Annotated in this window: 19 protein-coding genes; 7 read left to right on the plus strand and 12 right to left on the minus strand. The window is 70.2% G+C overall.

The window, feature by feature from the left end; translation table 11 throughout:
• Positions 1 to 24: 24 nt before the first annotated feature.
• From NF557_RS05525 to NF557_RS05545, 5 genes are read right to left on the minus strand one after another with little or no spacing between them, the layout of a single operon-like run.
• Positions 25 to 1,071: an ABC transporter ATP-binding protein gene (locus tag NF557_RS05525; protein ID WP_252622445.1), complete on the minus strand. Its 1,047-nt coding sequence runs from the start codon at positions 1,069 to 1,071 to the stop codon at positions 25 to 27.
• On the minus strand, positions 1,068 to 2,045 hold the full coding sequence (locus tag NF557_RS05530; RefSeq protein ID WP_252622447.1) for an ABC transporter ATP-binding protein: 978 nt from the start codon (positions 2,043 to 2,045) through the stop codon (positions 1,068 to 1,070). The genes NF557_RS05525 and NF557_RS05530 overlap by 4 nt, the downstream gene beginning before the upstream one ends.
• Entirely contained in the window at positions 2,042 to 2,983 is a 942-nt protein-coding gene (locus tag NF557_RS05535) for an ABC transporter permease (protein ID WP_252622449.1), read from the minus strand. Before NF557_RS05535 ends, NF557_RS05530 begins: the two co-directional genes overlap by 4 nt.
• Entirely contained in the window at positions 2,980 to 3,930 is a 951-nt protein-coding gene (locus tag NF557_RS05540) for an ABC transporter permease (RefSeq protein WP_252622451.1), read from the minus strand. The genes NF557_RS05535 and NF557_RS05540 overlap by 4 nt, the downstream gene beginning before the upstream one ends.
• Positions 3,931 to 3,990: 60 nt before the next feature.
• A complete protein-coding gene (locus tag NF557_RS05545) occupies positions 3,991 to 5,562 on the minus strand; it encodes an ABC transporter substrate-binding protein (protein WP_252622453.1) in 1,572 nt (523 codons plus the stop codon).
• 174 nt (positions 5,563 to 5,736) lie between these two features.
• On the opposite strand from NF557_RS05545, the gene NF557_RS05550 reads away from it, so the two are divergent.
• The 4 genes from NF557_RS05550 (at position 5,737) to NF557_RS05565 (ending at position 9,940) form a co-directional block, all read left to right on the plus strand.
• Positions 5,737 to 6,423 carry a DUF1028 domain-containing protein gene (locus tag NF557_RS05550; protein ID WP_252622455.1) on the plus strand — a complete coding sequence of 229 codons (687 nt, stop codon included), beginning with the start codon at positions 5,737 to 5,739 and terminating at the stop codon, positions 6,421 to 6,423.
• Positions 6,420 to 7,013, plus strand: coding sequence for a helix-turn-helix domain-containing protein (locus NF557_RS05555; RefSeq protein WP_252622457.1), 594 nt, complete (start codon positions 6,420 to 6,422; stop codon positions 7,011 to 7,013). Before NF557_RS05550 ends, NF557_RS05555 begins: the two co-directional genes overlap by 4 nt.
• Before the next feature lie 55 nt (positions 7,014 to 7,068).
• Positions 7,069 to 9,063 (plus strand): acetoacetate--CoA ligase, encoded by a 1,995-nt coding sequence (locus tag NF557_RS05560; RefSeq protein ID WP_252622459.1) that lies wholly within the window; start codon positions 7,069 to 7,071, stop codon positions 9,061 to 9,063.
• Between the two features lie 61 nt (positions 9,064 to 9,124).
• Entirely contained in the window at positions 9,125 to 9,940 is an 816-nt protein-coding gene (locus NF557_RS05565; RefSeq protein WP_252622461.1) for an MBL fold metallo-hydrolase, read from the plus strand.
• A gap of 24 nt (positions 9,941 to 9,964) precedes the next feature.
• On the opposite strand, the gene NF557_RS05570 is transcribed toward NF557_RS05565, so the two are convergent.
• Positions 9,965 to 10,429: an SRPBCC family protein gene (locus tag NF557_RS05570; protein ID WP_252622463.1), complete on the minus strand. Its 465-nt coding sequence runs from the start codon at positions 10,427 to 10,429 to the stop codon at positions 9,965 to 9,967.
• Positions 10,430 to 10,534: 105 nt separating this feature from the next.
• Here NF557_RS05570 and NF557_RS05575 point away from each other — a divergent pair, with 105 nt between their 5' ends.
• The gene (locus NF557_RS05575) at positions 10,535 to 11,467 is read left to right on the plus strand and encodes a phosphotransferase family protein (RefSeq protein ID WP_252622465.1); all 933 of its coding nucleotides are present in this window, start codon (positions 10,535 to 10,537) and stop codon (positions 11,465 to 11,467) included.
• Positions 11,468 to 11,587: 120 nt separating this feature from the next.
• The gene (locus NF557_RS05580; RefSeq protein ID WP_252622467.1) at positions 11,588 to 12,802 is read left to right on the plus strand and encodes a glycosyltransferase; all 1,215 of its coding nucleotides are present in this window, start codon (positions 11,588 to 11,590) and stop codon (positions 12,800 to 12,802) included.
• A 47-nt stretch (positions 12,803 to 12,849) separates the two neighbouring features.
• Here the strand turns inward: NF557_RS05580 and NF557_RS05585 are convergent, their stop codons facing one another.
• The gene (locus NF557_RS05585) at positions 12,850 to 13,137 is read right to left on the minus strand and encodes a transcriptional regulator (protein WP_252622469.1); all 288 of its coding nucleotides are present in this window, start codon (positions 13,135 to 13,137) and stop codon (positions 12,850 to 12,852) included.
• The gene (locus NF557_RS05590; protein ID WP_252622471.1) at positions 13,137 to 13,700 is read right to left on the minus strand and encodes a hypothetical protein; all 564 of its coding nucleotides are present in this window, start codon (positions 13,698 to 13,700) and stop codon (positions 13,137 to 13,139) included. Before NF557_RS05590 ends, NF557_RS05585 begins: the two co-directional genes overlap by 1 nt.
• 591 nt (positions 13,701 to 14,291) lie before the next feature.
• On the opposite strand from NF557_RS05590, the gene NF557_RS05595 reads away from it, so the two are divergent.
• Entirely contained in the window at positions 14,292 to 15,953 is a 1,662-nt protein-coding gene (locus tag NF557_RS05595) for a nuclease-related domain-containing DEAD/DEAH box helicase (RefSeq protein WP_252622473.1), read from the plus strand.
• Between the two features lie 24 nt (positions 15,954 to 15,977).
• Here the strand turns inward: NF557_RS05595 and NF557_RS05600 are convergent, their stop codons facing one another.
• The 4 genes from NF557_RS05600 to NF557_RS05615 all read right to left on the minus strand — a co-directional run bounded on the left by NF557_RS05600 (position 15,978) and on the right by NF557_RS05615 (position 20,424).
• Positions 15,978 to 17,231, minus strand: coding sequence for a CapA family protein (locus tag NF557_RS05600; RefSeq protein ID WP_252622475.1), 1,254 nt, complete (start codon positions 17,229 to 17,231; stop codon positions 15,978 to 15,980).
• A 108-nt stretch (positions 17,232 to 17,339) separates the two neighbouring features.
• Entirely contained in the window at positions 17,340 to 18,341 is a 1,002-nt protein-coding gene (locus NF557_RS05605; protein WP_252622477.1) for a sugar phosphate isomerase/epimerase family protein, read from the minus strand.
• A 51-nt stretch (positions 18,342 to 18,392) separates the two neighbouring features.
• The gene (locus NF557_RS05610; RefSeq protein ID WP_252623938.1) at positions 18,393 to 19,505 is read right to left on the minus strand and encodes a Gfo/Idh/MocA family protein; all 1,113 of its coding nucleotides are present in this window, start codon (positions 19,503 to 19,505) and stop codon (positions 18,393 to 18,395) included.
• 10 nt (positions 19,506 to 19,515) lie between these two features.
• Positions 19,516 to 20,424 carry a sugar phosphate isomerase/epimerase family protein gene (locus tag NF557_RS05615; RefSeq protein ID WP_252622479.1) on the minus strand — a complete coding sequence of 303 codons (909 nt, stop codon included), beginning with the start codon at positions 20,422 to 20,424 and terminating at the stop codon, positions 19,516 to 19,518.
• Between the last annotated feature and the right edge of the window lie 64 nt (positions 20,425 to 20,488).

The following is a 20,488-nucleotide window of genomic DNA, read 5'->3' on the forward strand; positions in this document are numbered from 1 at the left end:
CCAGGAGGGTCCGCGCCACGAGGGTCACCGCGCGTCGGCGGCAGGCGAACTTCCGGCCACCTGCTCCCCGGCCCGGATGCAGTATGACGTGTGGTCCGGGCCGAGCTCGTGACCTGGTGGGAGCCCCTCGGCGCACTCGGGGATCGCCAGGGGACAGCGTGTGCGGAAGACGCAACCGGACGGTGGGTCGATCGGGGACGGGATGTCTCCCTCGAGGATGATGCGCCGCCGCTCGCGCTCGACCACCGGGTCCTCGAGCGGGATCGCCGAGATGAGCGCCTGCGTGTAGGGGTGGCCGGGGGACACATAAAGGCTTTCGCGCGGTGACCGCTCCATGATCCGGCCCAGATAGAGGACCAGCACCCGGTCGCTCATGTGCTCCACCGACGCGAGGTCGTGGCTGATGAACAGGTAGGACAGGCCCATCTCGTCCTGCAGCTGGCGCAGCAGGTTCATGATCTGGGACTGGACGGAGACGTCCAACGAAGCGGTGGCCTCATCGAGGATCAGCAGCTCGGGGTCGGCCGCGAGCGCCCGGGCGATGCAGACCCGCTGGCGCTGCCCACCGGAGAGCTCGTGCGGATAGCGATCCAGGAACCGTTGGGGCAGGCCGACCAGGTCCATCAGCTCGGTCACCCTCGCTCGACGCCCGCCGGTGGGCTTGATCCGGTGGATCTTGAGGGGCTCGGCGACGGAGTCGGCCACCGTGGAGCGTGGGTCGAGCGCCGCCAGCGGGTCCTGGAAGACCATCGCCATCCTCCTGCGGACGTCAGTGATCGTCTTGCCGCGGGCGGTGAGCACGTCGGTGTCGCCGAGCCGGATGCTGCCGCCGTGCACGGGGACGAGCCGCAGGAGCGCGTTGCCGATGGTGGACTTGCCCGAGCCGGACTCACCCACCAGCCCGAGGGTCTCCCCACGACCGATCGTGAACGACACGTCCTGCACGGCACGCAGCCACTGCCGTCGACCGGGACCGCGCACCGGGAACCGGACGTGCAGGTCCTCGACGGTCAGCAGCGGCTCGCCTCGACGGTCGGTCACCGTCTGGGCAGCTTGCGCCACGGCACTCATGCGTCCTCCGGAAGATAGAACGAGCGCACCCAGTGCCCGTCGCCCAGGTCGACCAGCTCCGGGTGCTCGCCCCGACAGCGCTCGTCGCCGCGCACCGAGCAACGGTCCCAGAAGACACAGCCGGGAGGTATGGCGCGCGGGTCCGGTGGTGCGCCGGGGATGCTCAACAGCTGGTCCGTGCGCCGCCCCAGGTGGGGGCGCGACTCGAACAGGCCACGGGTGTAGGGGTGCTTGGTGTGCTGGAACAGGTCGACGGTCTCGGCCCGCTCGAGGACCTCGCCGCCATACATCACGACCACCTCGTCCGCGATGCCGCCGACGACGGCCAGGTCGTGGCTGATCCAGACGGTCGCGGTGCCGAGCCGCTCCTGCAGGTCCCGGATCGCCTCGATGATCTGGGCCTGGATCGTCACGTCCAGTGCCGTGGTCGCCTCGTCGGCGATGATGACCTCAGGGTCACAGGCCAGCGCGACGGCGATCATCACGCGCTGGCGCATGCCACCGCTGAGCTCGTGCGGATAGGACTTCAGCCGCCGGGCCGGGTCGGGGATGCCGACCAGCTCCAGCAGCTCCAGCGCCCGCCCGCGCGCCTGCTTCGGGGTCATCGACAGGTGCACCTCCGGCCCCTCCGTCAGCTGCCGCTCCACGGTGAGCATCGGGTTCAGCGACGTCGCCGGGTCCTGGAAGATGAAGCCGATGCGCCGCCCACGGATCCGGCGCAGGGCGTTGCCGCTCATCGTGAGCAGGTCGTGCTGGTCGCCGCCGTCGGGGTCGGTCAGAACCACAGACCCGCTGATCCTGGCGGTGCCCGGGCCGAGCCCGGCGGCCGACAGCACCGACAGCGACTTGCCCGAGCCGGACTCGCCCACGATCCCGAGGGTCTGCCCGTGCTCGACCGACCAGCTGACATCCCGGACGATGCGGGCCTGGCCGATCGTCACGGACAGTGACTGCACATCTAGGGCGGTGCTCACCGGGTGCCTCCTCGCGCCGTGGCGGCCGAGCGGACGTCGAGGACGTCGCGCAGGATGTCCCCGAGCAGGTTGCAGGCCAGCACCGTGACGAAGACCGCCAGCCCGGGGAAGACGCTCATCCACCAGGCGTCCTGGAAGAAGGCCCTCGAGTCAAACAGCATCCGCCCCCATGACGGCTCGGGCGGCTGCACGCCCAGTCCCAGGAACGACAGGCTGGCCTCGGACAGGATCGCGAACGACAGCGACAGGGAGGTCTGCACGATGATCGGGGCCGAGATGTTGGGCAGCACGTGGCTCGTCATCTGCCGCCAGGGGCCGGCGCCGAGTGACTTCGAGGCGCGCACATAGGTCTCGGTGCGCACCGACAGCGTGCTGGCCCGGGTGACCCGCGCAAACACCGGGATATAGACGACGCCGATGGCGATGGTGGCCGTCGTCACGCCCGGTCCCAGGATGGCCACGATGGCCATCGCCAGCAGGATCTCGGGAAAGGCGAACAGCACGTCCTGGGTGCGCATGATCAGCGCGTCCAGCCACCCACCGAAGAAGCCCGCGAGCAGGCCCACGGTCACGCCGACCACGAGGGCGATCGACACGGCGATCAACGACACCCGCACCGACACCGCCGCAGAGGCGATCACGCGGGACAGGATGTCGCGGCCCAGCTCGTCGGTGCCGAACCAGAAGTCCGCGCTCGGTGGCTGCAGCCGGGCGGAGAGGTTGACCTCGTTGACCCCATAGGGCGCGACCAGGTCACCGAAGAGCGCCAGCGCGAGCACGCCCAGCAGGACCAGCATCGACACCACCGCGACCGGCCGCCGCAGCAGCTCCAGCGCGGTGCGTCGCCAGCCGCGCGGCCCCTCGTCGGGGACCAGCACGACCTGGTCGTATGCCGTGCCCTCCGGTTGAGGGGGCACGTCCCGCTCCGCGGTGCTCACTGCTCACCTCCCAGCTGGATCCGGGGGTCGACCTTGGCATAGAGCAGGTCGACGACCAGGTTGACCAGCAGGAAGATCACGGCGATCAGCAGCACCGCGCCCTGCAGGAGGGGATAGTCCCGGGCCCGCACCGCGTCATACACCAGCAGTCCGAGACCCGGCCAGGCGAAGACCACCTCGACGACGATCACCCCGCCCAGGATCGCGGCGATCTGCGTGCCCGTCACCGTGATGACCGGCACGAGGGCGTTGCGGACGACGTGGCGCATCAGCACCAGCCGGGCAGGCAGGCCCTTGGAGTTGGCGGTGCGCACGTGGTCCATCGAGAGGGTCTCCAGCACCGAGGAGCGCACATAGCGGGTCAGGATCGAGCCGGCGACCACCCCGACCGTGATCCCCGGCATGATCACCCGCTTCGCCCACTCGAGGGGGTCCTCGGTGATCGGGGTGTATCCCGACGGTGGCAGCCAGCCGAGGGTCGAGGAGAACAGCAGGATCAGCAGCATCCCCAACCAGAAGTTGGGGAGCGAGACGCCGAGCTGGCTCACCGCGCGGACGACCGAGTCGACCGCGCCCCCGTTCTTGACGGCCGAGATGATGCCCAGCGGGAAGGAGACCAGCAGCGCGATCAGGATCCCGACCGCCGCCAGCGAGACGGTCGCCGGCAGCCGCGCCGTGAGCAGGTGGGTCACGGGCTGACCGGAGCGGAAGCTGACCCCGAGGTCGCCGGTCGCGGCCTTGCCGACGTAGGTGAGGTACTGCTCCACCGGCGGCCGGTCCAGTCCCGACGCCCTGCGCAGCGCGTCATACACCTCGGGGTCGAACCGGGTCCCCATCCCGATCCGGATCGGGTCGCCCGGCACCAGGTGCACGATGAGGAAGACCACGATGGTCACGCCGAAGAGCACCACCACCGACTGGAGCAGTCGGTGCAGGACGTAGGCCATGGGGACTCCAGAACTGTCGGGGGAGGGTGCCGCGCCCGGGCTGGCGCGCGGCCCCGCAGGTCAGTTGAGGGTGACGTCGCGGAACCGGATGGCCCGGTTGGGCATCACCTCGTAGCCCTGCACGTCGCTGGACCAGGCCTGCACGACGTCGGGGTTGTAGAGGTAGATGTAACTGGCGTCGTCGGCGACCGTGGTCGCCACCTGGTCGTAGATCTCCTTGCGGGCAGCCTCGTCGGTCTCGGTCCGGCCCTGGTCGAGCAGTTCGTCGACCTCGGGGTTGGCGTAGCCCTGGTAGTTGTTCGCACCGTCGCTGTGATGCTGGCTGTAGTAGAAGTCGTCGGGGTCGATGTTGCCCAGCCAGCCCATCATGAGCATGTCGTAGTTGCCCTGCCCCTGCTCGTCCAGCCAGGCGCCGAAGTCGAGCGACTTGATCTCGGAGTTGATCCCGATGTCGGACAGCTGGCTGGAGATGATCTGCGCGGCCTGCACCGTCTCCGGGTAGTCGGTCGAGACCATGATCTCCATCTCGATGTCGGCCGGGTCCACGCCGGCACCCTCCAACAGACTGGTCGCCTGGTCCGGGTCGTAGGAGTACGTGTCGTAGGGGGTGTACCACGAGCTCGACTCCGGGATCGCCGTCTGGTTGACGGTGGCGTTGCCAAACATGGTGGCGTCGGTGATGCCCTCGCGGTCGATCGCGTAGGCGATCGCCTGGCGCACCTCCACCTGGTCGAACGGCTCATGCTCCTGGTTCAGCGCGAGATACCAGTAGTCGTTGGAGCCGACCTGCCCGAGCTCCAGCCCGTCCTCGCCGTCCAGGGAGGCGACCTGCTGGGGCGGGACGTTGTCGGTCCAGTCGACGTCACCGGACTGGAGCGAGGCCAGGGCGGTGGTCGGTTCGGAGATGAAGCGGAACTCCACCCCGCTGACCTCTGGTGCTCCGCCGTAGTAGTCCGGGTTGGCCTCCAGCGTGATCGACGAGCCCGGCGTGTAGTTGGTCAGGCTGAACGGTCCGGTGCCGATGGGGGCGGTGGTCACGTCACCGGACTCGACGTTGTCCTGCTGCACGATCGCCACCCCCTTGTAGCCGCCGAGGTTGGCCAGGAGGTTGGGTGAGGGTCCGCTGACGACGATCTCGACAGTCTGGTCGTCGACCGCGGTGACCGACTCGACACTGGAGAAGCGCCAGGACGGGGAGAGCTCCTCGTCCATGATGCGGTTGTAGGAGTAGACGACGTCATCGGCCGTGAAGTCACTGCCGTCGTGCCAGGTCACGCCCTCGCGCAGGTGGAACGTCCAGGTCAGCTGGTCCTCGGAGGTCTCCCAGGACTCGGCCAGCGCGGGCTGCATCTCCAGGTTGACGTCGGGCTCGATGAGCGTGTCGTAGACGTTCTCCAGCACCTGGAAGGAGAAGTAGGCGGTGGTCACGTGCGGGTCCAGCTGGTCCGGCTCACCCGCGATGGCTGCGGCGAGGGTGCCACCGGAGGCTGCCTGCTCGCCGCCGTCGCCCGCGGCCTCGCTCGGGGCCTCGTTGTCGTTGCCGTCGCCGTTGACGTCGACGGCGTCCCCGCCACCCGAGCAGGCGGCGAGGGTGAGGGCGAGGGTGAGACCGGCAGCTAACCGGGTCGTCATGGAACGGGACATGGTGACTGCTCCTCTGATGGCGCGTGCCTGGGCATTAGAGTGAAGATTTCTTCATCATGCTGTAGATTTCACGGGCTGGCAACACCTGCCCGGACAGTGGTGGGCAAGCGTCACCAAAACGTGACCGGTCGCCGGGCCGGCTCCAGATGACGAGGAGACGTCGTGACCTATTCGGTGGTGGCCCTGTCGGGGGACGGCGCACGCCTGGGCGTGGCAACTGCCTCGAGGTCCCTGGCCGTCGGTGCGGCAGTGCCGGCGCTGGCCCCGCAGGTCGGTGCGCTGGTGACGCAGGCCTACACCAACCAGCGGTTCCGCTCCCTGGGGCTGCAGCTGCTGCGCGATGGGCTCGACCCGCAGCAGGTGATCAACCGACTGGCCCGGGAGGACGACGACTTCGACCGTCGCCAGGTCGGGATCGTCGACGCTGCCGGACACACGGCGGTCTGGACGGGGGCGGGCTGCACGCCCTGGGCCGGCGCCGTCCAGGGACCCGGTTTCGTGGTGCTGGGCAATCTCCTGGCCGGGCCCGCCGTGCTGGACGAGATGCACCGGGTGCTCACCGACACCTCTGAGGAGACGTTCAGTGCTCGGTTGCTCGTGGCGCTCGAGGCGGCCCAGGCGGCGGGGGGAGACGCGCGGGGGCAGCAGAGCGCGGCGCTGCGGGTGGTCAACAACGCCTTCGAGGACGTGTCTCCCTCCCTGACCGAGGTCGATCTGCGCGTCGACGATGACCAGCAGCCCCTTCGCCTGCTCCGCCGGATGTTGGCGACGCTCCCCACGGCCGCCGACGACGCGAGCGCGGAGCTCACCGACCCGGCACGGTCCACGCCTACGATGGGCGGACCATGACGCCACCTGCCCACCCGACCACCGGACCGCCGCCCGATGCCGCGGCGGTGGGTGGTCGGGTGCGCCGGATCCGTCAGCGACTGGGCCTGACCGTGGAGGAGTTCGCCCGGGCGTCGCAGCTGAGCACCGGCATCGTCAGCCAGCTGGAGCGGGGCCAGGGCAACCCGTCCCTCACCACGTTGGGCCGGTTGGCTGACGGGCTAGGGGTCCAGGTCGCCGACCTGGTCAGGGAGGACAGCTCGGGTCGCTCGGCGCTGGTGCGGGCCGAGGGCCGCCTGCAGCTGCCGCTGGCCGAGGACCCCGAGGGGCTGGTGCGCGAGCTGCTCACGCCCACGCTGGAGGCGCCGATGCAGGTGATCCGCACGGTGATGCCGGCCCACACCTCACATGAGCAGCGTCCGTTCCGGCACCTGGGGACCGAGTCCGTGCACGTGCTCGCGGGGCGGCTCGTCGTGGTGATCGGTGATGAGCGGCACGAGCTGGAGGCGGGAGACACGATCACCTATGACTGCACGCTCGGCCACTGGTGGGAGAACACCTCCGATGAGCCTGCCGAGCTGATCGGGATGACGGTGCCGCTGGCGCTCTGAGCCGTGTCCTGCTGGGCCAACGACTGAGGTGAGCCACGATGACTGAGGGAGCACCATGAGTGAGACGGAGCAGTCGCCGGTCCCGTTGTGGGAGCCGTCAGCGCAGGTCGTCGCGTCGGCGCGGATCACCGACTTCACAGACCTGGCGCAGGTGCGTGCGGGACGCAACCTGTCGACATACGACGAGCTGTGGGACTGGTCCATCACGGACCTGGACGGGTTCTGGGGCGGGGTGTGGGACTTCTTCGGGGTTGGTGACCTGTTCGGTGCGCACGGGCCGGTGCTGGCGCAGGAGTCGATGCCGGGGTCGGTCTGGTTCCCCGAGGTCCAGCTCAACTATGCGGAGTATGTCGTGTCCCGCGGACGCGCTGACGACGTCGCCGTGGTGGGGGTGGGGGAGGACGGCTCCGCGACCGAGCTGACCTGGGGTGACCTGCGCGCCCAGGTGGCAGCGGTGGCGCAGTGGCTGCGTCGCCGGGGTGTGGGGCGCGGTGACCGGGTGGTGGGCTATCTGCCGAACATCCCGGAGGCGGTCATGGCGATGCTGGCCACCGCGGGGATCGGGGCGGTGTGGTCGAGCGTGGGTCAGGACTATGCGCCGTCGGCGGCGGGGGACCGGTTGGGTCCGCTTGAGGCCTCCGTGCTGGTCACGGCTGACGGCTATCGGTATGCCGGGCGTGCCCGTGATCAGCGCGCTGCGGTCCGTGAGGTGCTGGGTTCGCTGCCCACGGTCACCGACGTGCTGGTGGTGGAGCGGCTCGGTGTCGGAGCCCTGGACGCCCCGGGGGTGCCGGCGCACTCGTGGGCGGCTGCGTCGGCGCAGCGTGCCGAGCCCTCCTGGGAGCGGGTCGGCTTTGACGACCCGCTGTGGGTGCTCTTCTCGTCCGGCACGACGGGGCGTCCCAAGGGCATGGTGCAGTCCCACGGTGGGATCCTGCTGGAGGAGCTGAAACTCCTGGGGCTGCACCTCGACCTGGGCCCGACGGACCGGCTCTTCTGGTTCACCTCGCCGTCGTGGGTGATGTGGAACATCCAGTCGTCGGCGCTGGCCACCGGCGCCTCGATCCTCTGTTATGACGGGGCGCCGGCCCATCCTGACGGCCGACGGTTGTGGCAGCTGGTGGCCGAGCACGGGGTGACTGCCTTCGGGTCGAGCCCGGGCTATCTCGAGGCGTCCCGCGAGACGGGCCTGCGCCCGGCGCGGGACCTGGACCTGTCCGCGTTGCGGATCCTGGCCAGCACCGGTTCACCGATCAGTCCGTCGACACACGAGTGGGCGGTCACCGCGACCGGCGGTATGCCGCTCTTCTCGATGAGCGGTGGCACCGACATCTGCAGCGGGTTCTGCGGCGGGGTGCCCACGGTCCCGGTCTGGCCCGGAGAGCTGTCCGTGCGCAACCTCGGCGTGGCGATGGATGCCTGGGACCCCGACGGCCGCTCTCTGCGCGGCGAGGTCGGCGAGCTCGTGATGACCCGACCGCTGCCCTCGATGCCGGTCTCCTTCTGGGACGACCCTGACGGCGCCCGCTTTCGGGAGTCCTACTTCAACGTCTATCCCGGCGTGTGGCGCCACGGAGACTGGATCACGATCACCCCACGTCAGAGCGTGGTGATCCACGGACGCTCCGATGCCACGCTCAACCGGCACGGGGTCCGGATGGGCAGCGCCGACATCTACCACGCGGTCGAGAGTGTCGCGCAGGTCCGGGAGTCCCTGGTGCTGGGGGTCGAGGAGCGAGGCGGAGGCTACTGGATGCCGCTGTTCGTGGTCTTGACCGACCCGGAGGCCACCCTCGACGATGACCTGCGTGCCGTCATCCGGGCAGCCATCCGGGACAGGGCCTCACCCCGGCACGTCCCGGACGAGATCATCCAGCTCGCGGCCCTGCCGCACACCCGCACCGGCAAGCGGCTCGAGGTCCCGCTCAAGCGGGTGTTGCAGGGTGCTGACCCGGAGTCGGTCGTCCAGCGCGCCGCCCTCGACGACCCCGCACTGCTTGAGCCGTTCCTGGAGCTCGCCCGTCGCCGCCGCGCAGAGGGCGACGACTGACTGGACCCCGGCTGATCGGCGCGGGTGGCGGACGAGGTGACGTCGGCACAGACTGGCCCCCATGATCTGGATCTGCGAGACGTGCGCGGTGGAGACCGCCGACCAGGAGAGGGCGCCGGACATCTGCGCGATCTGCGATGACGAGCGGCAGTGGGTGCCGGAGGGCGGGTCCCGGTGGACGACCGTCGAGCAGCAGCGGGCCGACGGCACCCGCATCGTCATCGACGAGGTCGAGCCCGAGCTCTGGGGTCTGCGTGCAGAGCCCGCGATCGGCATCGGGCAGCAGACGATGGTCGTGCGCACGCCGGACGGGACGCTGCTCTTCGACTGCATCGGCTATATCGATGACGAGACGGTCGATTTCGTCCGCGGCCTGGGACCGACCCTGGCCGTCGCCGCGAGCCACCCGCACATGTATGGCGTGCAGACCGATTGGGCAGCCGCGCTCGGGGTTCCGGTGCTGGTCGCCGAGCGCGACCGGGAGTGGGTGCGCCGTGATGAGCGCGTCGAGTTCTATGACGAGCGTCGTGCGGTCGCGCCCGGTCTGACGCTGCACCGGGTCGGTGGCCACTTCCGCGGCCAGGCCGTGCTCGAGTGGGTGAACGGAAACGACGGCAAGGGGGTCCTGCTGGCGGGCGATGCGATCTTCCCCAACCCCGACCGCAGGACGGTCAGCTTCATGCGCAGCTATCCCAACCGTCTGCCGTTGTCGGGCACCGTGGTCCAACGACTGGCTGCCCAGGTCGAGGAGTTGCACTTCGACCGGCTCTACAACAACTTCGGCGCGGTCGTCCCGGCCGCTGCGAAGGAGACGATCCGCTACTCAGCCGATCGGCATACGGCCTGGGTGCGCGGCGACTTCGACCACCTGACCTGAGCTCTTATGCCTGCGAAATAGGGCTCAGCCGGCGACGGCTGACGCCAGGTGACCCAGGGAGTTCTCCAGCTCATCCTCGGTCACGAGCGGGAAGCTCACGGCCTTGAGCGTCTCCTCGTCGGTGACGCGGGACCAGTCATAGCTCAGCGCCACGGTGGTCGAGTCGTTGCCGTCGGGGGTGAGCTCCCACACCCACTGCCAACCGGGCGGCTCCTGGCCGGCCGGAGCGGTCTCCCAGGCGAGCAGATGGTTCTCGTCATAGCCGATGACGTGGTTGTCGGTCTGGTATTCGCCACCCATGTGGTCCCCCTCCATGTTCATGGTGAACACCTGGCCGGTGCCGGTGATCCGGTCGGTGCGGTCGTCGGAGCGCACGAAGCCGGAGCCGTCGAGCTCGCGGTGCCGCTCGGGGTTGGACAGGACGTGAAAGATGTCCTGGGCAGACGCGTTGATGACTCGGCTGACGGTGATCTTCTTGACGTCGGTCATGTCGGGTCCTTCCTATCGGTGGCCCGGCGACCGGGCTGTCCCTCTCGACGCTATGGGCTGTGCGGTGGGCGCGCACGTGGGGGAGGTGCCCCCTACGATGCCGGGATGGAGCCGGAGGCGAGCGCGACCGCGGTGCGCACCGCCCGGCGTGGCACCGCGGCGCTCACCACGTTGTGGCAGCGGCTCGGGTTGGACGTCGACGAGCCGCAGGTCCTGTCCAACCGCGGGTCGCTGATGGTGCGTATGCCGAGGGCCGGGTTGGTCGCTCGCGTCTCCACCCACACCGGTGCCCAGCGACGTGACCCGGGCTGGTGGTTGGCCACCGAGGTCGCCGTCGGGCGGATCGCCCACGCGGCCGGCGCGGCGGTGGTCCCTCCCGCGCAGGTCGTGGATGCGGGGCCGCACGAGGTCGACGGCCTGTGGGTCTCGCTCTGGACCGACGTCGGCAGTGACGACACGAGGGCGATCCCTGCGGAGTCGGCTGCGGCACTTGCTGACTGGCATCGCAAACTCGTTGACGCCGGCCGGGACCTGCCGGTGCTGACGGTGGCCCACCAGGTGATCACCGAACCGCTGTCGTATGCCGCCCGGCACGGGTTCCTGGACGCGGCCGAGCTCGCGGCGCTCACAAGGGAGCACGAGGAGGCGCTCGCCGGCATCGAGGGTCTCGGCACGCAGGAGGTGTTGCTGCACGGCGACGCGCACCGCGGCAACCTGCTGCGCGACGGCGCCGGTCTGTGGCGGTGGAGCGACCTGGAGGAGTCCTGTCGCGGCCCCATCGAGTGGGACCTCGCCGTGCTGGGCAGCACCCCGACGGTCGAGGCAGGAAGGGCCGGCCTCACGGCATACGCCATCCTGACGGGACGTCCGGTGCCGAGCCAGGAGGAGCTGGCCCCGTGGCTGCGGCTGCGGGCGCTGGAGGGCAACGCGTGGGCGATTGGCTGCGCGGTGACCTTCCCCGAGCGCTATGCCGGACCGGCTCGACGCTACGTCGACGAAGTGGTCGAACGGACACTCAACCCGAGAAGGCGTCCTTAGGCCCGAGGTCATTCGTCGGGTGAGGGGGTGTCTTCTCGGGTCAAGCCCGGGACAGGCACCGATGACTTGTAGTCGAGGCCAGGGGCCCGAACCGACCGGGGCGTGCAGCAGACTGGAGGCATGCGCATCGCTCTCCTTGCTGCTGGCAGCCGCGGTGACTACGAGCCGGTGCTGGCCGTCGCCCGTGGCCTGCAGACGCGCGGGCACGAGGTCGGCATGACTGCCACCAGCGACTTCGTGGACGTGGTGCGCGACGCCGGCGTCCCCGTCGAGGAGGTGGCGCTGGATGCCATGGCCTACTACCGCAGCGACGCGCTGCGTCAGGGGATGCCGACCGGCTTGACCCAGCAGATGGAGCTGCTCGGTGACGTTGCGCGGGTCATGGCACCGGCGGTCCGCGCCACGATGACGGACCTGCTGCCGCGTTACGACGCGCTGGTCACGACCGCCATGAGCTCGGCGTGGCCCGGGATGGTCGGCGGACCCCGCAAGCCTCAGGTGCTGATGATGTTCGTCCCCGCGCTGCCCTCGGTGTGGGGTGACTCGAGCCTGTTTTCGGTGCGTGCGGGCCGGTCGGTGCTCAACCTCGCGGCAGGCCTGCAGGCCATGGTGCCCTCGCTGCGGCTCGCCACTGCCGACCCGGCCACGTCACGCCGGGCGCGTCTGCGGGGGCTGGCGCAGCTGGCGACCGCCCCGGCGTTCGTCGCCAACAGTGCGCAGCTGGTGACGCCGCGCCGCGTGGGCGGACGGATGGTGCGGGCCACCGGCTACCCGTTCCTCGACCTCCCGGCAGCACTCCCCGCAACGGTGGGGCGGTTCCTGGACGCGGGTGGTCCGCCGGTCTATGTCGGGCTGGGGTCGCACACCGTCCCCGCCGTCCGGGATGCGTTGGCGCACACCGTCTCTGCGGTGCTGGAGCTGGGGCACCGGGCCGTCGTCATGCGGGGCTCCGGGCTCGAGGACGGGACGCCGGGCGACGATCGCGTCCTGTTTGTCGACGACGTCCCGCACGAGCTCCTGTTCCCGCGGACGGTGGCGGTGGTGCACCACGGCGGCGCCGGGACCACGGCTCAGGCGTTGCGGGCGGGGCGGCCCCAGGTGGTGCTGCCGTTCACGATGGACCAGCCGTTCTTCGCGCGGCGGGTGCACGAGATCGGGGTCGGCGCGGCGCCGGTGCCCGTGCCGCAGGCGAGCGAACCCCGGTTGCGCTCGGCGCTGTCCGTCGCTTTGGAGAAGAGCGTCGTGGGGCGTGCCACGCACATCGGTGAGCTGGTGCGGAGCGAGGACGGCGTGGCTGGCGCCGTCGCCGTCATTGAGCGAGAACTCCTGCGCTGACCCTTCGGCGACCGCCTAGGTGAAGTCGGCGCGTGCCGGGTCAGTTGTCACTCGACGGCGTCGATCAGGGCTCGCAGGACCCGGACGTGGTCGCGCAGGGCGGCGTGGCCGTGCTTGGTCAGCCCGACCCAGGTCGTCCGTCGCCCGGCCTGCACGCCCTTGCGGCTGTGCACATATCCGGCCTCGACCAGTGCGGAGATGTGCTTTGACAGCACGGAGTCGCTGACCTCGAGGAGTGAGCGTAGCGTCACGAACTCCGCCTCGGACACCGCGGAGAGCGAGGTGAGCAGCTGCAGCCGCACGGGGGCGTGGATCAACGGGTTCAGGATGGCCATCAGCCGACGAGGAGCAGGGTGAGGAGTCCAACGCACGCCACGGCACCCAGTCCCGCCAGCACCCGTGGGGAAGCCCCGCGCGTCCGGGCCACGGGGTCGTGCCGATACGACTTCCACCACTCGCGCACGCCGACGGCGTAGCTGGCCCCCCCGACCACGGCGGAGACCGTCACGAGCCACCACGCCGACTCGAAGGCGGCCCAGATCGCGGCGCCGAGCGAGCCGAGATAGAGCAGGGAGATCAGCGTCCCGCTCCCCAGGAGCACCTGACTGCTGAGGCCATCCACCCTGGCCCCGTTGACCCGTCGGAACCGGTGCAGGATGAATGCAGCGACCAGGCCGAACACCGCCATCCCGGTCAGAACGACCGCTAGCCCGCCCGCCGTCTGCTGCGATATCCCATAGGCAGCCGTGCCGACCTGCACGGCCACCCCGAGGGCCAGGGCGACGTGCAGCTCGCCGGGGAGTCGGAGGGAGTCGATCAGCTGGCTGCGTGACTGGTCGGCCGCTGCCAGCATGGAGCGGGCGTGCTCGGGTTCGGGGCCGGTTGCTGCAGTTTCCATGTTGGCAAGTATGCCGCGAACTTTCCAGGTTGGCAAGTGCATGAAGCCGACGCCCTGCGGACGCTTATCCTCCAGCGGGTGCCGACTCCAGTTCTGTTGACGACGCGACGCCGGAGGACGGAGTGCATCGAACGGTGTAGGTCTGGGCGGTAGTTTCCAGCTGTCCCCGGCCGACGTCTTCTGAGGAGACTGACAGCACCACCTGGCCGGAGGCGTCGAGTATCTCGACGACTCCGGCCCCCACCACCGACACGTCATGCGTGCCCGCGGCCACGTCTGAACGATTCAGCTCGCACCCCTCAATGACGACCTCCAAAGGCGCGCTTGAGGGAGGTGGTGGTGGATCGCCGAGACAGCCTGCGACCAGCAGGGCAGGAGCCACCATCAGGAGCCCGCGGAGTCCGCCAGTGCCCGCGTGAGGACGGTTCGGACCGGTGCGCATGTGCCTGCTCCTTCGCCGAGGATCGTTCCTCCAAGATAGGCGATGCGCGGTCCTGCGTGCCCTGGTCGACGGCGGTGGCCACCCGGGTGTCGCCGGCGGCCTGTCCGTGAGCTCTGATAGGTATGGGGCGCCCAATGGAGGGAGTGCCCGTGGCCGCGCGGTGCTTTCCGGAGTCGCCGACGTTTGAGACCGCCTCCGAGCACGACGTCTGGGAGCAGCTGCGTCGAGAGCTGGACGACGACGCGGTGCTGCTGGCCAACGCCCGGCTCACCAACGAGAAGGGTGACCACGAGCTCGACCTGGTGGTGCTACTGCCCGACGCCGGGGTCGTCTGCGTGGAGATCAAGGGCGGCACCGTCTCGGTCGACCAGGAAGGGCGCTGGTCGGTGGCGTCCGCCAAGGGAACCTACCACGGCGACCCCGTGGCTCAGGCCAGGCGCGGCAAATACGAGCTGCGGCGCTACATCGAGGACAACCCGGCCTGGAGCAGGGGTGCGGTGCGGTGGGCGCACACGGTCGTGACGCCATACACCGAGCTCGGCCCGGACTTCCAGACCCCCGACCTGCCCCGCTGGGCCATCCACGGCAAGGAGGACATGCCGCAGCTGGTGGCGCGGTTGCGCGACCTGGCCAACCGGCAGGAGAACAACCGCCGGCCGCCGAGTGCCGACGACATCAACGCGGCCCTGCAGATCTGGACGAGCCGCAGCACCATCGTCCCGAGCGTGGTGAGCGAGGCCGACGAGCGGGAAGCCGTGGCCGACCGGCTCACCCAGGAGCAGTCCATGCTGCTCAAGGTCACCAGGCTGCTGCGGCGCGTGGAGGTGCGTGGCGGGGCCGGCAGCGGCAAGACGGTCCTGGCACTGACCCAGGCCAAGGACCTCACCAGGGGGAGCGCGGGCGAGGGGCGGGCGAGTCAGCGGGTGGCGCTGATCTGCTACTCGATCGGGCTGGCGACCTATCTCAAGCGCGCGGTGGCCGCGGCGCCCCGCAAGCACCGTCCGGCGTTCGTCGGGACCTTCCACGAGCTCGGGATGCAGTGGGGTGCCCCCGAGGGAGACCGCACCGACAGCGCCTTCTGGGAGGAGGAGCTGCCCGCGCTGATGGCCGAGCTGGCGCTGCAGCTCCCGGACGGTCAGAAGTTTGACGCCATCGTCGTGGACGAGGCTCAGGACTTCGCGGAGTCCTGGTGGCGGCCGCTGCTCTCGGCACTGCGCGACCCGGAGGTGGACGGGCTCTATGTCTATTCCGACGAGAACCAGCGCCTCTTCCCCCGGTTCGGGCGCCCGCCGATCCAGCTGGTGCCGCTCGTGCTGGACCACAATCTGCGCAACACCAGGGAGATCGCGGAGGCGTTCCTGCCGCTGGCCCCGATGCGGATGAAGCTGCTGGGGGGCAGCGGCCCGGAGGTCACCTTCGTGCCGGCTGCGGGGGAGGGCATGCTGGACGTCGCCGACGACCAGGTCGAGCTGCTGCTCGACGAGGGGTGGGAGCCGGAGCACGTGGCGCTGCTCACCACCGGCCCCCGACATCCGCAGCAGCGTGAGCTGCAGGAGTCGCGTGGCCAGGAGGGCTACTGGCAGAGCTTCTGGGACGCCGACGACGTCTTCTATGGCACGGTGCTCGGCTGCAAGGGACTCGAGCGTCGAGCGGTCGTGCTCTGCGTCAACTCGCTGGCTGAGCGGGACCGGGCCCGGGAGCGGTTGTATGTCGGGATGTCCAGGGCGACCGACCGGCTCGTGGTCGTCGGCGACCCGGAGGTGATCCGCCAGATGGGTGGGCCCGAGGTCGCCCACAAGCTTGGCCTGTGATCGGAGAGCTCGGCGACGGCCGCGTCAGCGCAGCGACTGCGCATACTCCTGGCTCATCCGGTCCAGCTCGCTGAGGATGCGTGCCCCGGCCGCCTGGCTGGGGGGAACCGCGACGGGGAAGCCGTCCTGGATCAGGACCGGGCTCCACGACGTCTCGCGCACACCATCGGGGCCGAGGGTCAGGTGCAGCACCGCGGTGTCGGACTCGGTCGCGCCGGTCGGATAGTCGAAGACGAAGTTGCCCAGGCTCCAGGCGATGAAGCTGCCGTCACTGCGCTCCTGGGCTGCCTGCAGCTGGTGGGGGTGGGAGCCGAGGACGGCGGTCGCGCCGGCCTCGAGGGCCGCGTTGCCCGCGGCCTGCTGCTCGGGGCTGAGGTGCTCGGTCGACTCGAACCCGCTGTGCAGCAGCACGATCACGTGGTCGGCCTCGGTCTGAGCGGCGGTGACGTCCTCCCTGATGGCCTCCGGGTCCGCCCAGGCCAGGCCGGGCGAGGTCGATGTCGCGGTCCAGGACTGCGCGTCGAAACCGCCCTGCTCGACCGGCATCTGCAGATAGCTCAAGAAGGAGATCCGCATCCCGTGGCGCTCCAGGACGACGGGCTCACGGGCCTCGTCGATGGTCGCCCCGACGCCGCCGTGGGCGATGCCCGCCTCCTGCAGCAGTCGGGTGGTGGAGTCCATGCACTCCTCGCCGAAGTCCAGGATGTGGTTGTTGGCCAGGCTGACCAGGTCGAAGGACCCATCCGTCAGCACGTCCACGCTGGAGGGCGCGGCCTGGAAGGGGTAGCCCTTCGGAGCCGGCGTCCCCCCGGAGCACAGCGGGCTCTCCAGATTGCCGATGGTGAGGTCTGCGTCGTGCAGCTCCTCGCGCACGCCAGCCAGGACCGCGCCGGTGCCCTCGCTCTGGATGCGGTCACCGACGTTGCGGGCGAACATGATGTCGCCGACCACCGCGAGGCGCACCTCGGTCCCCGGGTCGAGCGTGGGCTCGGCGTCCTCACGTGTCTCGGCGTCCTCCGGTATCTCTGCGTCCTCCGCCGGTGCGGACTCCTGCTCAGGCGGTGCGGACTCCTGCTCAGGGGGTGCGGGCTCAGCGGGTGCGGGGTCCTGCTCCGGCTCGGCCGTGGCCGCCACCTGGGGCGGCGTGTGGAAGGTGTCGTGGTTGCCCCCGCCCAGCAGGGCCAGGGCCACGGACAGCGCCAGCACCGCGGCGCCGATGACCACCACCGGACGGGCGGCGGCCGGGCGTGGCGGAGCACTGTGGCGCGGTCCTGACACAAGTCCCCCAAACAACTGATTGAATCGGTCGAGGCTAACGCAGTCTGCGGACCGTTCCAAAGTGCGCCGCAGGGCGACCCAGGTCAACAGGGCGGGGCGGGCGTCGGCTCAGTCCTGACTGAACGCCGAGTCGAACGACGCCGTCGCGGGGGAGTAGTCGAACCTCTTCAAGAAGGCCAGCGCCTCGGGTGCGCCCTCGAGGCGGTCCATGCCGGCGTCCTCCCACTCGACCGAGATCGGCCCGGCATAGCCGGCGGAGGCCAGCGCGCGGAAGCAGGCCTCCCACGGCACGTCACCCCGCCCGGTGGAGACGAAGTCCCAGCCGCGACGCGGGTCGCCCCACGGCAGGTGGGAGCCCATCCGCCCGTTGCGGCCGTTGCCGATCCGCATCCGGGTGTCCTTGCAGTCCACGTGATAGATCCGGTCAGCGAAGTCGGTGATGAAGCCGACCACGTCGATGTCCTGCCACAGCATGTGGCTCGGATCCCAGTTGAGACCGAACGCCTCGCGGTGGCCGATCGCCTCCAGGGTCTTCACCGTCGACCAGTAGTCATAGGCGATCTCGCTCGGGTGCACCTCGTGGGCGAACCGCACGCCGCACTCGTCGAAGACGTCCAGGATCGGGTTCCACCGGTCGGCGAAGTCCTGGTAGCCCGCCTCGATCCGCTCGGCCGGCACGGGCGGGAACATCGCGACGTACTGCCAGATTGAGGAGCCGGTGAAGCCGACGACCGTGTCGACCCCCATCTTCTGCGCGAGCCTGGCCGTCAGCTTCAGCTCCTCGGCCGCCCGCTGTCGCACACCCTCCGGGTCGCCGTCGCCCCAGACCCGCGACCCGACGATCGACTGGTGCCGCTCGTCGATCGGGTCGTCACAGACGGCCTGCCCCTTGAGGTGGTTGGAGATTGCCCAACACCCCAGGCCGTGGCGCCGCAGGATCTCCAGCCGACCCTCGACATACTCCTCGTCGTCCCAGCGCCACGCGTCCAGGTGCTCGCCGGAGACCGCGATCTCCAGCCCGTCATAACCCCACCCGGCGGCCAGCTCGGCCACCTCCTCGAGGGTCAGGTCGGCCCACTGTCCGGTGAAGAGGGTGAATCGGCGTGCCATCGTCAGGTCTCCTTCGTGGTGCGGGGTGCGGGGGTATGCCGTCAGTCTGGCTCAGTTGCCCGTCTCGGTCAGCAGGCCGCCGGCGGCGTGGCTGGTCTCGATCGCTTCGAGCACCCGCTGCGCGGCGAGGCCGTCCTCAAACGTGGCGTGCACCGGCTCGTCGGCCGCGATGGCGCGCAGGAAGTCGGCGGCCTGCGAGGTGAAGGTGTGGTCCCACCCGAGCACGTGACCCGCGGGCCACCACGCCTTCAGATAGGGGTGCTCGGGCTCGGTGACCATGATCGTCGTGGGACCGGAGGTGCGGGCGTCGCCGGCCTGCGTCAGGACCAGCTCGTTGAGCCTCTCGAGGTCGAAGCGCAGCGAGCCGGACGTGCCGAAGAGCTCGACGGTCAGTGCGTTCTTGCGTCCGGTGGCCACGCGGCTCACCTCGAGGCTGGCGACCACCCCGGAGTCCGTATGCAGAGTGGCCCAGGCCGCGTCATCGACAGTGACCGTCTCGGTCCCGTGGGGGCCGGGCCGCTCCGGGACGAAGGTGCGCAGGGTGCCGCTGGCGTGGGTGACGTGCTCACCGAGGAGATAGTGCAGCTGGTCCACGGCGTGCGAGCCGAGGTCTCCGAGCACCCCGGAGCCGGCGGACTCCCTGCGCAGCCGCCAGGTCATCGGGGCCTGCGGGTCGCTGAGCCAGTCCTGCAGATAGCTCAACCGGGCCTGCTGCACCGTGCCGATGCGTCCCTCGCCCACGAGCTCGCGGGCCAGGGCCAGTGCCGGCACGCGCCGGTAGTTGAAGCCGAGCAGTGCGCGTCCCCGGGCAGCAGCTGCGGCCGCGACGAGCGCCTCGCACTCGGCGACGCTGTTGGCCAACGGCTTCTCGACGAGGACGTGCTTGCCCGCCGCGAGCGCGGCGAGCGCCACTTCGGCGTGCAGGTGGCCGGGGGTGCACACGTCGACGATGTCGATGTCGTCGCGCTCGATCACCTCACGCCAGTCCGTGGCGACCCCGGCCCACCCGAGATCGGCGGCGGCCTGCTCCACGCGAGTCCCGTCGCGGCCGACCAGGGTCTGCATCCGCACCGGCGCCACGTCGGGATAGAACGCGGCGACGTTGCGCCACGCGTTGGAGTGGGCACGGCCCATGAAGGAGTAGCCGATGACGGCCACGCCCATCGTGGTCGGGTCAGGCACGGGGTTCCCCCTCGGTCGTCGTGGTCTGTCGTGACGTCGTGGTCTGTCGTGAGGTGGCCAGCGACCGGAGAAAGGCGAGCCCGGTGGTCGCCAGGTCGTCCTGGGTCGGCGCCAGGGGGCGCCAGATGGAGGCGGCGGTCGCGATCGAGGCGTTGTCGGCGGTGAAGCTCTCGATGTTGAGCGGCCCGGCGTAGCCGACCTCGTCCAGCGCGGCCAGCAGCCCCGGCCAGTCGGTCTGGTCGCCGCCGGGGGCACCGCGGTCGCTGCCGCAGACCTGCACGTGCACCAGGTGCTCGGCGGCCAGGCGGACTGCGTCCGCGGAGGAGCGTTCCTCGATGTTGAGGTGATAGGTGTCCAGCGCCAGGCCGACGCCCTGTCCGAGCAGGTCGCCCAGACCGGTCAAGGCCTGGTCGACGGTGTTGATCAGCGAGGTCTCATAGCGGTTCAGCGGTTCGATGCCGATGCGGACGCCAGCGCCCCTGGCGTGCTCGGCCACGGGTGCGAGGTTCTCCTGCCACTGGGCATAGGTGGCGCTGCGCTGCTCGGGTGAGAGGCGCCATACCCGCCCTGTTGCGGCATAGAACGGCCCGCACGCGGACGTGGCCCCTGTGCCCGCCGCCAGGTCGATGCACTCCCGGAGGTAGTCCTGGGTGGCGCGGACCTGGGCCGCGTCGGTCTCGACCAGGTCACGCCCGGGAGCCATCGCGCCGACGATAAAGGGGGTCAGACCTGTCTGGGCCAGCGCGGCGGAGACGGCCGACGCCGTGAGGTCGCCGGGGTTCTCGAGCGGGAGCTCGACCGCGTCGAAACCGAGCTCGGCGATGTGCCCGAGCAGGGCGGGCAGCTCGCGGTCGGTCAGCGGTGAGGTCCAGACCCAGGTGTTGACGCCGATGGCACGCAACGGTGACTCCTGTCGCAAGGAGGGGTGGTCCCGCGGGCCGACGACGGCAGCGGGCGGGAGCGGG

The sequence above is a fragment of the Ornithinimicrobium cryptoxanthini genome (assembly GCF_023923205.1).
GTDB lineage: Bacteria > Actinomycetota > Actinomycetes > Actinomycetales > Dermatophilaceae > Ornithinicoccus > Ornithinicoccus cryptoxanthini.